Source organism: Inquilinus ginsengisoli (genome assembly GCF_031453975.1).
GTDB lineage: Bacteria > Pseudomonadota > Alphaproteobacteria > DSM-16000 > Inquilinaceae > Inquilinus > Inquilinus ginsengisoli_A.
Genome location: NZ_JAVDPW010000003.1, coordinates 603,208 through 616,347 on the forward strand (window position 1 = coordinate 603,208; position 13,140 = coordinate 616,347).

General features: G+C 68.0%; 12 protein-coding genes and 1 tRNA gene. 9 read left to right on the forward strand and 4 right to left on the reverse strand.

All coding sequences use genetic code 11. The features are described from left to right. Positions 1 to 6: 6 nt before the first annotated feature. The 3 genes from E9232_RS10445 to E9232_RS10455 all read right to left on the reverse strand — a co-directional run bounded on the left by E9232_RS10445 (position 7) and on the right by E9232_RS10455 (position 4,530). On the reverse strand, positions 7 to 996 hold the full coding sequence (locus E9232_RS10445) for an ABC transporter permease (protein WP_309793870.1): 990 nt from the start codon (positions 994 to 996) through the stop codon (positions 7 to 9). Then, complete coding sequence (locus E9232_RS10450; RefSeq protein ID WP_309793871.1) at positions 996 to 2,519, reverse strand: sugar ABC transporter ATP-binding protein; 1,524 nt, start codon at positions 2,517 to 2,519, stop codon at positions 996 to 998. Before E9232_RS10450 ends, E9232_RS10445 begins: the two co-directional genes overlap by 1 nt. Positions 2,520 to 2,715: 196 nt before the next feature. Then, the gene (locus tag E9232_RS10455) at positions 2,716 to 4,530 is read right to left on the reverse strand and encodes a D-apionate lactonase family protein (RefSeq protein ID WP_309793872.1); all 1,815 of its coding nucleotides are present in this window, start codon (positions 4,528 to 4,530) and stop codon (positions 2,716 to 2,718) included. Between the two features lie 69 nt (positions 4,531 to 4,599). On the opposite strand from E9232_RS10455, the gene nanR reads away from it, so the two are divergent. From nanR to E9232_RS35820, 9 genes are all read left to right on the forward strand, one after another. Then, on the forward strand, positions 4,600 to 5,307 hold the full coding sequence (gene nanR, locus E9232_RS10460) for a transcriptional regulator NanR (protein ID WP_309793873.1): 708 nt from the start codon (positions 4,600 to 4,602) through the stop codon (positions 5,305 to 5,307). Then, positions 5,307 to 5,612 (forward strand): putative quinol monooxygenase, encoded by a 306-nt coding sequence (locus tag E9232_RS10465; protein WP_309793874.1) that lies wholly within the window; start codon positions 5,307 to 5,309, stop codon positions 5,610 to 5,612. Before nanR ends, E9232_RS10465 begins: the two co-directional genes overlap by 1 nt. Positions 5,613 to 5,671: 59 nt before the next feature. Further along, a complete protein-coding gene (locus tag E9232_RS10470) occupies positions 5,672 to 6,460 on the forward strand; it encodes an HpcH/HpaI aldolase family protein (protein ID WP_309793875.1) in 789 nt (262 codons plus the stop codon). A 4-nt stretch (positions 6,461 to 6,464) separates the two neighbouring features. Then, on the forward strand, positions 6,465 to 7,520 hold the full coding sequence (locus E9232_RS10475; RefSeq protein WP_309793876.1) for an NAD(P)-dependent oxidoreductase: 1,056 nt from the start codon (positions 6,465 to 6,467) through the stop codon (positions 7,518 to 7,520). An 85-nt stretch (positions 7,521 to 7,605) separates the two neighbouring features. After that, positions 7,606 to 9,261 (forward strand): extracellular solute-binding protein, encoded by a 1,656-nt coding sequence (locus E9232_RS10480; protein ID WP_309793877.1) that lies wholly within the window; start codon positions 7,606 to 7,608, stop codon positions 9,259 to 9,261. 64 nt (positions 9,262 to 9,325) lie between these two features. Continuing rightward, complete coding sequence (locus E9232_RS10485) at positions 9,326 to 10,264, forward strand: carbohydrate ABC transporter permease (protein ID WP_309793878.1); 939 nt, start codon at positions 9,326 to 9,328, stop codon at positions 10,262 to 10,264. Continuing rightward, positions 10,264 to 11,124 (forward strand): carbohydrate ABC transporter permease, encoded by an 861-nt coding sequence (locus E9232_RS10490; protein WP_309793879.1) that lies wholly within the window; start codon positions 10,264 to 10,266, stop codon positions 11,122 to 11,124. Before E9232_RS10485 ends, E9232_RS10490 begins: the two co-directional genes overlap by 1 nt. A gap of 13 nt (positions 11,125 to 11,137) precedes the next feature. Next, positions 11,138 to 12,238 carry an ABC transporter ATP-binding protein gene (locus E9232_RS10495; protein WP_309793880.1) on the forward strand — a complete coding sequence of 367 codons (1,101 nt, stop codon included), beginning with the start codon at positions 11,138 to 11,140 and terminating at the stop codon, positions 12,236 to 12,238. A gap of 114 nt (positions 12,239 to 12,352) precedes the next feature. Then, entirely contained in the window at positions 12,353 to 12,559 is a 207-nt protein-coding gene (locus E9232_RS35820; protein ID WP_374710607.1) for a recombinase zinc ribbon domain-containing protein, read from the forward strand. Positions 12,560 to 13,042: 483 nt separating this feature from the next. On the opposite strand, the gene E9232_RS10500 is transcribed toward E9232_RS35820, so the two are convergent. After that, positions 13,043 to 13,119: transfer RNA gene (locus tag E9232_RS10500), tRNA-Arg, on the reverse strand. Positions 13,120 to 13,140: the final 21 nt, after the last annotated feature.

Here is a 13,140-nt window from a genome sequence, read left to right on the forward strand (position 1 = left end):
GTCTCCTCAGATCGCGACGCGCCGGCGCCGCACCATGTCGGCGAGCACCGTGACGAGGATGAGGAGGCCGAGCACGGCGCGCAGCCAGTAGGCCGACACGTTGAGGAAGATCAGCGCCGAGCCGATGGTGGCGAACAGGAGGGCGGCGAGGGTCGAGCCGATCACCGTGCCCATGCCGCCCAGGATCGACACCCCGCCGATGACCGCCGCGGTGATGACCGTGAGCTCGAGATTGGGCGGCACGGTCGACTGGATGACCTGCAGCTGGGTCGCGAACAGCACGGCGGTGATGCCGGCGAAGACGCCGTGGATGGCGAAGACGGCGACGGTCGTCGTCTCGATCCGGATGCCGGTCGCCCGCGCCGCCTCGGCATTGCCGCCGACGGCATAGATCGACCGGCCGAAGGCCGAGTAGCGCATCCAGAAGGCGGTCAGGAGCGTCAGCACGACCATGAACCAGATCGGCAGCGGCAGGCCGAAGAGGCGCTTCTGGGCGATCAGGTAATCGGCCGGCAGGTTGGTGATCCAGGCGCCGTCGGTGACGCTGATCAGGCCGCCCTTCAGGATCGACAGCATGCCGAGCGTCACCACGATCGACGGGATGCGGGCATAGGCGACGAGGCCGCCGACGAAGGCGTTGACCACCACGCCGGCCAGGATCGGCGCGGTCCACGCGACCCAGACCGGATAGCCCCCGACCGCGAGCGTGCCCGAGAGGGTAGCCAGCACGCCGATCAGCGAGCCGATCGACACGTCGATATGGCCCGAGATGATCACCAGGGACATGCCGAGTGCGGCCACCGCGATATAGGCGTTGCTCGAGAAGATGCTGGTCAGGTTGGTGTTGCTCAGGAAGCGCGGGTTGACCGCGCCGACCACGACGAAAAGCGCGACCAGGGCGCCGAGGATGACCAGCTCCTGGCCATAGGCTCCGAGGAAGCGGCCGACCCGTCCGCTCCGGGCCGAGGAGCGGGCCGCGGCCGTGATCATCGTCATCAGGCGGCCTCCGCCGAGTCGCCGGACCGCGTCATGGCGGCGCCGACCGCATCGGGCGTCGCCTCCGCCCGGTCGAAGGCGGCGGCGATGCGCCCGCCGCTCATGACGAGGATACGGTCGCTCATGCCGAGCACCTCGGGAAGCTCGCTCGAGATCAGCAGGATGGCGAGGCCCTGGGCGGCGAGCCCGCTGATCAGGGCGTGCACCTCGGCCTTGGCGCCGACATCGATGCCGCGTGTCGGCTCGTCGAGGATCAGGATGCGCGGCTCGGTGGCGAGCCATTTCGCCAGCACCACCTTCTGCTGATTGCCGCCGGACAGCTGGCGCACCGCCTGCTCGGGCCCGCGGGTGCGGATGCCGAAGCGCTTGATGGCATCGCGGGCGAGGGCGCCTTCGCGCCGGAGGTCGACGATGGAAGCCTTGGCGATCCGGCTGAGGACGGCCAGCGATACGTTCTCGCGCACCGTCTGCGGCCGGATCAGGCCCTGCAGGCCCCGGTCTTCCGGCACATAGGCGATGCCCAGGTCCCGGGCCTGACCCGGCCCGCCGATCGCGACCGGCTTGCCGTCCAGCAGGATCTCCCCCGATGTGGCCGGGGTGATGCCGAAGATGGTGAGCGCCAGTTCGGTGCGGCCCGAGCCGACCAGCCCGGCGATGCCCAGGATCTCGCCGGCATGCAGCGACAGCGAAATGTCCTGCACGGTCGTGCTGTAGGAGACGTTGCGCAGCTCGAGCATGGTCCGCCCGATCGCCGCCTCGCCCTTGGGAAACAACTGCTCGATCGAGCGGCCGACCATCATCGACACCAGCGTCTTCTCGTCGACCTCGCCGATCGGCCGGGTGCCGATCAGGGCGCCGTCCCGCAGCACGGTAACGCGGTCGGCGAGGGCGAAGATCTCCGCCATGCGATGGCTGACATAGACGATGCCGACGCCCTGGCCGCGCAGCCGGCGCACCACATCCATCAGCCGCTTGACGTCGGCGTCCGCCAGCGCCGCCGTCGGCTCGTCCATGATGACCAGGCGGGCGTTCCAGGACAGCGCCTTGGCGATTTCGACCCGCTGGCGGTTGGCGACTGAAAGGCTGCCCACCCGGAGGTCGACGTCGAGGTCGTGGCTGTCGAGGGAATCGAGCAGCTCGCGCGCCCTGATCCGCATCGTCTCCCAATCCAGCCCGCCCCAGGACCGGCGCGGCGCATGGCCGAGGAAGATGTTCTCAGCGACCGTGAGCTCAGGGAACAGCAGCAGCTCCTGATAGACCGTGGCGATGCCGGCCTGCTGCGCCTCGCGCGGTGAGGAGAAGCTCGCCGGCTTGCCGTCGACCCGCAATTCCCCGGCATCGGCCCGGTGCACGCCGGCAAGGATCTTGATCAGCGTCGACTTGCCGGCGCCGTTCTCGCCGAGCAGGGCATGCACCTCGCCGGGACGCACGTCGAAGCTGATGTCCCTGAGCACGGTCAGGCCGGCGAAGGATTTGGAGATGCCCGCCAGCTCGACGACCGGGGGCTCGGCGCGCTCATCCATGGTCGGCGCCCTTTATCCTCATCGCCATGAGTGGCGTTTCCCGTCCCCTGTCGATCCGCTTCTGAAAACCGCCGGTGTGCTGGAGGGCGACGCGCGGCAGGTTGTCTCTTAATTGTCTGATGATCAGATCACGAAAGCGGCCTTATTGCCACCACCTCCGGAAGCCGGTCCTTCGGAGACGTTGCGACCCGATCGGTCACTTGGGGCGGAGCAGCCAGCAGACCGCGAAGGGACCGATATCGAGTCCCTCGACCGGATAGTCGACGAAGCCATTCGGCATCAGCACCTCGGCGCTCCGCCAGCCCCCCTCGGGCAGCGCCAGGGCGATACGCTCGTTCCGGAGATGGGCGATGCAGAGCACATCGTGATCGGACATGTCGATCAGAAGGCCGCGCAAGCGCGGGTGGCCCGCCCAGCGCAGGGCCGATGCCGGCTGGCCTGCGCAATGCGACAGGCGGCTCAGGAGATGTGCGGCCGGTGTCCAAGTACCGTCATCGGCAATCAGTCCCTTCGGCCCTGACGGCTCGAAGAATGTCAGCGTCTCGACATCGGAGTCCAGAAACCCCGCGACCGTACCGGCCAGCCAGGCGGCCGCGATGACCTGTCCTTGCCGTGGATCCGGTGCGGCGGAGCGACGGCGGCCTTCGGGAGAGGTGGCATTCGGGTTGGTGCGCAGGCCCAGCGTCATCGGACCGATCTGAAACCGCCGAGCCGGCAGCTTGGCCTTGGCGGAGGCCAGGATGTCCTCCAGCGGCTCGGTGGTCTCGCCGATGGTGTCGTCGTCCGACCCGTGCACCGTGGGATTGGACGTCCAGGCCAGATAGTCCGCCGGCGGCCAACGGGTCATGCGGTTGAGCTCGGTGAAGAAGGCTCCGGTACCCGCTCCGATGACGGTGCCGGGCAGCATCTCCCGGGCGGCCGCGACGGCCGCATCGTCGGCATCCCACAGCGAGACGCCGATGGTGGGCCGGCCGACCAGCAACGGGCCAAGGGCTTCCAGGATTGCACGGGTGCCGACCGCGGCGCCGCCCCTGATATCGATGCGCAACGGTCCCGAGACCGCCGACACTTTCGCGCGCGCCTCCTCCAGCCAGGCGGGTTCGGACGGGTCGATCTCGATCGCGGTGAAGCCAAGGCCGAGCGTGCGGATGGCGTCGGCCTGCGCAACTGCGATCGGACCGGGCGGCAGGCTGGTGCCGAGAACGGGGAGGGGTGCCGTCTTCCGGACGGCCGGCCCGCTGTCCTGCGCGGGGACGGCCGCAGTCGCCTGGGACAGGATCTCGAGCCTGACGACCTGCTCGACGGTCGACGAGGGCCCAATCCGGTAGGGGTACGGCCGGGCCAGGGGCCGGCAATAGGTCTTGTACGAGGCATCGGTCCAGTTGCGCTGGTCCTCGGTCTCGAACACCTCGCCCTCGAACACCAGCCGCAGGCGATGGCCGGCCGCGGTCTCGTATTCCATCGCGGCGATGTCGAAGAACGGCTGGTGCGGCGAGACCAGGTCGGGGAACCGCGCCTCCTCGACCCGGCCGTCCGGATGGGTCACGGCCACCGGGCGGCCGCGGGCGGCCCCCAGGCTGTGGAGCACGACGAAGCCGGTCCGGTTGGTGTCGAAGCCGGATGCCGACCAGGCCCGGGCCCTGGCCTCGACCACGCGGTCGGTGACGGTCCAGGTGACCGACCAGGTCAGGTCTCCGGCGGCCGGGTCGAGGGCACCGCCCGCGGTCGCCGTCACCCGCCCGTCCTGCCGCTGCAGGTGGGCTTCTGACGGCAGATCCGCCGTCCCCCAGTTCACGTCACGCACAACGAAGCCGATGCCGCGGAACAGCTCCTCCCCGTCGAGAGTGATCCCGCGGGCGAAGGCGCCGCTGCGGTCGAGCCGGAGATCGAGCCCGCCTGGGGAGAGGCGCCCGGAAGAGGATGCGTCCGCAGTCATGCTCAGCCTCGTGACAGTCCGGTTGAAGCGAATGGCGGAACGGGCGAGGCCTCGCCCGCCGCCGCGATGCAGCATGGAATTGCTTTGACGAGAGCGCGTCGGAGTGACTAGCGTAGCGCGATACTGGTATCAAAGGTATACCAAATGGTCACGGTCGCGATCCGTCGGCGCAAGCTGTACGAGGACGTGGCGGAGCACCTGGAGCGCATGATCCAGGACGGCTCCTACGCGCCCTCGGATCTCCTGCCGTCCGAACGCGATCTGATGCGACAGTTCGGGGTGGGTCGCCCCGCCATCCGCGAGGCGTTGTTCCATCTGCGGAAGATGGGGCTGGTGGAGCTTCGGTCGGGGGAGCGGGCGCGGGTGACGCAGCCGACGCCGCAATTCGTGATCAGCGCCTTGTCCGGCACCACGCGGCACATGCTCGCCGCACCGGGCGGGGTGCAGAATTTCCAGAGCGCGCGCAGCTTCTTCGAAACCGGCCTCGCCCGTTATGCCGCGTCGCACGCCACCAAGGAGGACCTGTCGGACCTCGAAGCCGCGCTCGCCGCCAACCGGGAGGCGATCGGCGACCTCAAGCGCTTCCAGGAGACCGATGTCGGCTTCCACTACGTGCTGGCGGTGATCCCGCGCAATCCGATCTTCATCGCCATCCATGAAGGACTGGTCGAGTGGCTGCTGGAGCAGCGCCAGACCACGCTGAGGGCCGGCGGCTACGAGATCGCCTACGAGGCGCACCGGGCGATCTTCGAGGCCGTGGCGGCCCGTGATCCCGATCGGGCCGAACGGGCGATGCACGAGCATCTCAACTATGTCGCCCGCCGCTACAACGAAATCGTCGGGGGGGAGTGATGGGGGGCTATGTCGTGGTTGTCGAGTTTCGTTTGAAAAGCGGGTCGCGCGGCGATTTCCGGCTGCTGGTGGACGACAACGCCCGGACCTCGACCCGGGTGGAAGCCGGCTGTCGCCGCTTCGACGTGATCGAGCCCACGGGCGATTCCGATGCCGTCCTGCTCTACGAGATCTATGACGACCGCGCCGCCTTCGACGCGCATGTCGCGTCCCGGCATTACGCCAGGTTCGACGCCGCAAGCGCCGGCTACGTGGTCGGAAAATCGGTGACGGTCGGCGAGCTCGTCTGCGAGGGGGCGCTGTAGAGGTTTCGAAAAACGCCGCCCAGACCGGCAGGCCGGGCGAAGCAACGGGAGGAACCGGAGTGGCATACCAGGATCTCAGGACCATGGCCGGCACCAAGGCGCCGAAGTTCGGGCATTTCATCGTCGAATTCGCCACGCCCGGCATCGGGCACATCCTGAAGTCGGCGGGCTGCGACTTCGTGCTGTTCGACCTCGAGCACTCCGGCTTCCACTTCGAGACAGTGAAGAGCGCGATGCGCTACTTCGAGGCCGCGCAGCTGCCCGCGATCGTGCGGGTGCCGTCGCGTGAGTACCACCACATCGCCCGTGCGATGGACATGGGCGCCGAAGGACTGATGCTGCCGATGGTCGGGTCGGCCGCCGAGGCACGCGAGATCGTGCGGTCGATGAAGTACCATCCGGCCGGCGGGCGGGGCGTCGCCCTCCAGGTCGCGCATGACCGGTACCGGCCCGGCGCCGTGACCGAGAAATTCGCCGCCGCGAACCGGCGCTCCACCCTGTTCTGCCAGATCGAGACGGCGGACGGCGTGAAGAATGCGGACGAGATCGCGGCCACCGAGGGCGTCGACGCGCTCTGGGTGGGGCATTTCGACCTGTCCGTCTCGCTCGGCATCCCCGGCCAGTTCGACCATCCCGACTTCAGGAGCGCCATCGACCGGACCATCGCAGCCTGCGAGAAGCACAAGAAGGCGCTGGGCCGCCTGGTGCCGACGGTCGCCCAGGGCATCGAGCTCAACGCCGCCGGATTCGATTTCATCTGCTACTCGGGCGATGTCTGGGTGCTGCACGATGCGCTGGCGGATGCGATCACGCGTCTGCGCGAAGGCGCGAAGGCGGGGCGGAGCTAGGGCGATGGCCGGACCGTTTCGCGTCGCGCTGTCGGGCGATTTCCGGAAGCCCGACGGAATGCCGACCTATCCGGACTTCGATCTCACGCCGCTGCGCTCTGCGCCCGGGGTCGAGGCGCTGTTCCTGGACGTGGCCGACCCGTTGCGCGCCGAGCAGCTGGAGGAAATCGACGCGCTGATCCTGCTCACCCACCGCTTCACCGCGGAGAGCGTGCCCAGGAGCGGCCGCCTGGCCGTCGTCGCCCGCTTCGGCGTCGGCTACGACACGGTCGATGTGGACGCCTGCACCCGGGCCGGCATCGCGCTCGTGATCACGCCGGATGGGGTGCGCAGGCCGGTCGCGGTGTCGATCATCACGCTCATGTTGGCACTCACCGGCAAGCTGCTGGTCAAGGACCGGCTGACGCGCGAGGCCGCGGCCGGCTTCGCCAAGCGGTCCGAACACATGGGCATGGGTCTCGTCGGGCGCACACTCGGCTCGCTCGGGATCGGCAACATCGGCGCCGAGATGTTCCGGATGGCCAGGCCGTTCGACATGACATTCATCGCCCATGACCCGGCGGCCGACCCGGCCGTGGCGGCGGAGCTGGGCATCGAGCTCGTCGGGCTCGATGACGTGTTCCGCCGCGCCGACATCCTCTCGGTCAGCTGTCCCTTGACCCCGCAGACCCATCATCTGGTTAATGCCGACCGGATCGCGCTGATGAAGCCGACGGCCTACCTGATCAACACTGCGCGCGGGCCGATCGTGGACCAGGCGGCGCTGACGCGGGCCCTGCAGGCGCGGCGGATCGCCGGGGCCGGGCTCGACGTGCTGGAGCAGGAGCCGCCGGACCCGGACGACCCGATCCTCAAGCTCGACAACGCCATCCTGACGCCGCACGCCCTGTGCTGGACCGACCAGTGCTTCGCCGGCAACGGTGCCGCGGATGTCCGCGCCGTGCTGGAGGTGCAGCAGGGGCGCGTGCCGCGGGGCGTGGTCAACCGCGCCGTGCTTGACGCGTCCCGCTGGCGCGAACGGCTGGCGGAATTCGGCCGGCGCTTCGGCGCGGGACCGTAAGGGCGACGCTCTCCTCCAAAAGGGGAGAGACCGATGCAAAGCAGCCGGCGCTCACGACCGGCGGATCCAGGGAGGACAGGCGAGCATGAACGATCGGACGAGACGCGAATTCGAAGCCGGCCTGGCGGCCGATGTCGACGCCTGGCTGCGGGGGGAGCCCACCCGGCGCAGCTTCATCAAGAGATTCGGGCAGATGACCGGGATGCTCGCCGTGTCCGGGCCGCTGCTGGCCTCGATCAGCCGCTCGGCCCTGGCCCAGGCGGCCGCCCAGCTGGCGGATCCATCGACGCCGCTCGGCCAAGCTCAGGCGGCCGCCCTCAAGGCCTCCACGGAGGGGCCGGCGGATGGTTCGGCCTATCGCGCCGTGCAGGCCGCCAAGCAGTTCCCGGACGTGACCCTGACCATGACCTACGAGTCCGGGCTTCAGGCGCTCGACCCGCGGCATTTCTCCGGACCGCTGTGGGAACAGCTGACCGGGATGAAGTCGAATGTGGTCGAGCTGTCGCATCCCGACCAATACTCGAAGCCCGTGGCGGAGCACATCGCCGGGTCGGGGGCCTACGACATCCTGGATATCGAGCCGGCCTGGACCCCGTCGCTCGCCGATGGCGGCGTCATCGCGCCGCTCGACGACTACATCGCCAAGCACATGAACAAGGCGGATTTCGACGATTATCACCCCCTGTTCAAGGCGCTGCCCACCTACAAGGGCAAGATCTGGGGTGTGTTCGACGACGGCGACATGTTCGCCCTCTATTACCGCAAGGATGTCTTCGACGATCCGAAGCTCAAGGACGCCTACAGCCAGAAGTTCGGTAAGCCGCTGGCCGTCCCGAAGACGTGGGAGGATTATGCCCAGGTCGCCCAGTTCATCACCGACCAGATGGCGCCCAACCTCTACGGAGCGGGGCACTTCCGCAAGGCCGGCAGTCCGGGCAACCAGTACGACTTCCTGCAGCAGTTCCGGGCGAACCGGGGCGAGCTGTTCGACGGCGACATGAAGGCCGGACTGGCCTCGGCAGCCGGCATCAAGACTCTCGAGAACATGATCGCGGCCAACAAGGCGTCGATCCCCGGCAACAACGAGCTGGATGCCGTGTCGCTCTGGGCCGCCTTCCTGCAGGGCAAGGTGGCGATGATCTATTCCTGGCCACCCAGCGGCCGGATGGCGGCAAACTATTCGCAAAGCGATGCAGCCATCAACTTCATCCCGCGCTCCACCATCGCCGGCAAGGTCGGCTACGCCGTCGTGCCGGGCAACCCGGAGCATGCGACCGGCTACAGCAAGGCGCTCGCCGCCGATTCCGAGAATCCGGAGGCCGCCTACCTGTTCATGCAATGGGCGACCTCGCCGCCGGTGTCGCTGGCCCGCACCATGCTGCCCTATGCGCTGCGGGATCCCTACCGCCTGTCGCACTACAAGTCGGAGCTGTACGGCGCCCTCTGGCCGGATGCGAAGGACTACCTGGCCAACCTCTGCAACTCGGCCAATGTCGGGCTGCTCGACATGATCATGCCCGGCTGGCAGGACTACGCGCTCAGCCTGGATCGGATGTGCTCCTCGGTCTGGGCCGGCACCGATCCCAAGGCCGCGCTCGAGACCGCGGCGGCGGAATGGGACCAGACGACCGAGCGCCTGGGCACCGACAGCCAGAAGGCGTTCTACGCGGAATACAAGAAGCTGCCCGGCTCCTCGGCCGACCATACGGTCGAGGCGCTTGGGATGGCCGTGAAGCTGTGACGGCGCGGGCGGCGGCGGGCCTCGGCTTCGCCGCCGCCATCCTGCATCATCCACGGACAGCCGCATGACGACCGACGCCACTTCGATCGCTCCGCCCCGGCGCGTACCGCGCCGGCGGGCCGGCTTGTCCGAATGGAGCGACCGCCACTTCAAATGGCTGCTCGTGGTCCCGGCGGTGCTGCTGATCCTGTCGCTGTCGGTGTACCCGCTCGTGTTCTCGCTCTGGGTGTCCTTCGTCAACTATGACTTCCAGATCCCCGGGCACGCCTTTGTCGGCCTGAAGAACTTCTCGATGGTGGTGCTCGATCCGGTGGCGCGGTGGTCGCTGGTCCTGACCATCCTGCTGTCGGCGGCGAATGTCGCCATCGAGCTGGGGCTCGGCCTGGCGCTGGCACTGGCGATGGTCCGCAGCTTCCCGGGCCGCGGCCTGGTCATGTCCGTCCTGATCATCCCGCTGTTCATCAGCCCGGTGATCGTCGGCCAGGCGTGGGCCTTGCTGCTGCAGCGCCCCTTCGGGCCGATGAACTACCTGCTCGGCGAACTCCTCGGCCGCGAGGTGACGATCGGCTGGCTGACCGAGAGCCCGTGGCTCTACTTCGCCCTGATCCTCGCCGACGTGTGGCAGTGGACGCCGTTCATGTTCGTGATCCTGCTCGCGGGGCTCACGGCGATCCCGCCCAACCTCTACGAGGCGGCCGAACTCGACGGCGTCGACGGCTGGCAGGCGTTCCGGCTGATCACGCTGCCGCAGATCGCCCCGATCATCATGCTGGCGATCACCTTCCGCCTGCTCGACGCGGTGCGCCTGTTCGACACCATCTTCATCATGACCGCGGGCGGGCCGGGCACGAAGACCTACACCAGCTCCTTCTACCTCTACACCGTCGGCTTCACCCAGTTCCACCTGTCGCAGGCGACGGCGGGAAGCTGGATCCTCCTGATCCTGACCGCCCTGCTGGTCGGGCTTCTGGTGAAGCGCCTGACGAAATCGGAGCCGGCCTGATGACGCAGACCCTGACGACGCGACGTGCCATTCCCCGCAGGCGAAGACGCCGGCCGGCGATCGGCCGCTTCGTGTTCCTCGGCCTGTTCATGCTCTTCGTGCTGGCGCCGATCTATTGGATGTTCGTCACCTCGATCAAGCCGAGCGACGACTACCTGGCCATTCCGCCGGTGTGGTTCCCGGCGGAGCCGACCACGGTGCACTACACGGCCGCGCTGTTCGCCTATCGCGGGCTGCAGGGCATCGTCAACAGCCTGGTCGTGTCGCTGGCCGCGACGGTCCTGTCGGTGCTGGTCGGCACATCGATGGCCTACAGCCTCGCCCGCTTCAACACCGGTGGGAAGCACCTGTCCTTCTGGATCCTGTCGCAGCGCTTCCTGCCGCCGATCGCCGTGGTGCTGCCGATCTTCCTGATCTACCGCAGCGTGGGCCTGCACGACACGCGGCTCGGGCTGATCATCGCCTACACCGTCTTCACGCTGCCGGTGTCGGTCTGGATGATGCTGGCCTATTTCCGCAGCATGCCGCGTTCGATGGAGGATGCGGCGCTGGTCGACGGCTGCACGCAGTGGCAGGCCTTCTGGCAGGTCGCGGTGCCCCTGGCGGCGCCCGGCATCGTTGCCGCCGCGGTCTTCGCCTTCATCGCCTGCTGGACCGAGTTCTTCTTCGCCCTGGTCCTGACCAGCCGTTCGGCCTTCACGCTGCCGACGGTCTTCCGGGCTTTCCTTGGGTTCCAGGGCGCCCAGTACGGCGAGGCGAGCGCCCTCGCCATCGTCTCTCTCGCGCCGTCGATCGCGCTCGGCGTGCTGGCACAGCGGCATCTGGTGCGCGGGCTGACGCTCGGCGCCGTGCGTGGATGAAAGGGGCTCGCCGATGGCCGACGTCAAGATCAGCGGGCTGCACAAGCGCTTCGGCCCGTTCCATGCCGTGCAGGGGATCGATCTCGAGATCGCCGACGGCGAGTTCACGGTGCTGGTCGGCCCGTCCGGCTGCGGCAAGAGCACCCTGCTGCGGACCATCGCCGGGCTGGAGGGCATCAGCGAGGGCACCATCGAGATCGGCGGCGAGGTGGTCAACGACATGCGGCCGCGCGACCGCGACGTGGCCATGGTGTTCCAGGACTACGCCCTCTACCCGCACCTGACGGTCGAGCGGAACATCGGGTTCGGGCTGCGGGCGCGGAAGATGCCGGCGGACGAGATCGGCCGGCGTGTCGGCCGGGTTGCCGGGATGCTCGGCATCACGCCGCTGCTCGGCCGCTATCCGCGGCAATTGTCGGGCGGCCAGCGGCAGCGCGTCGCCATCGGCCGCGCCATCGTGCGTGAGCCGCAGATCTTCCTGTTCGACGAGCCGCTGTCCAATCTCGACGCGCAGCTGCGCGACGAGATGCGCGGCGAGATCAAGCGCCTGCACCAGGACATCGCCACGACGATGATCTATGTCACCCACGACCAGATCGAGGCGATGACGCTGGCCGACAGGATCGTCCTCATGCGCGACGGCCGGATCGAGCAGATGGGGTCGCCGGCCGAGCTGTTCGAACGGCCGGTATCGCTCTTCGTCGCGGGGTTCCTCGGTTCGCCGAGGATGAGCTTCCTGCCCGGCAGTGTGACGCGCGTGGACGGAAAGGCCGGCATCCTCGTCGACGGCCGGGAGACCCCGCTGCCCTTGCCTGCGGGCCGCATTCCGGACGCGACGGAGGTCGGTACTCGCGTGCTGCTCGGGCTGCGCCCGGAGCATGTGGTGCGAGCGCGGGAGGAGGGGGCCGGGTTGGGCACGGTCCGGATCGAGGCGCCTCTCGAACTGCTCCAGCCGACCGGCTCCCGGACTTTCGCCACGTTCCGCCTGGGCGACGCACAGGCCGTGGCGGAGCTGCAAGCCCATGATGTCGGCTCCGCCGGCGAAACCATCGGGCTCGAGATCAACCTGAACCGGGCGTCCGTGTTCGACGCCCAGACCGAGCGGGCGTTGTAGACGGGTAGGCGATCCCCTCCTGCCTATGCCAATGGCTGGCTGCATAGTGGCTGCTTGATCGCACTCCGGGGAATTTGAGCGTGGGCGCCGCGTGCCGTCAGCGGGCCGACGCTCTTGACCGGGATTTGCTTCTGCGCGAGCTACGGTGGAGCGATGACGCTTCGTACCTCGGGAAAGGCGGAGCACTATCGCTACTATACGTGCTCGACCAAGGCGCGATTCGGCGCGACAGGCGGCCGTGGGCTGACGGTGCCGATGGACAAGTTGGATAAGGCTGTCGCTGACCATTTGGAATGGCGTCTGCTCGACCCTCAGCACTGACTGCCATGATGAGCCTGCTTCTAGATCGGAGAGGAACGGACGGAGCGTCGGCGCGGGCACATTACCGAGTTGCGCAAGCGCGCCGGCGAAGCCGAAGCTCGATTGAGGCGACTCTACGAGGCGATCGAGAATGGCGTCGTCAACACAGCTGATCCTTCGCTTAGGGATCGAATCGCCGAACCGACTGCCGTTCGGGATCAGGCTCGGGCTGACGAGGAGCGTGCGACCGCAGCGATTGACCGGCTGGGGCCGGCGATCACCCCGGATAGTTTGCGCACATTTGCCCTGGCGGCTCGGTGTAAGCTGAGGAACGAAGATGGAACATTTCGGCGGGGCTATCTGAGGGCTCTCGCCCAGCGAATCGAAGTGGTCGACCGCCACGAAATCCGCATCAAAGGTTCGAAAACCGAGCCCCTACGGCCACTTACTCCCGCTTCAGGCGTAGAAATGGCTAGCTTTGGCGTTCGCAGTTTTATACCGAAGTGGCGTCCCCGGAGAGATTCGAACTCCCGACCCGCTGCTTAGGACGCAGCCGCTCTATCCAGCTGAGCTACGGGGACCGCGGCGCCCTTATAGCAAGC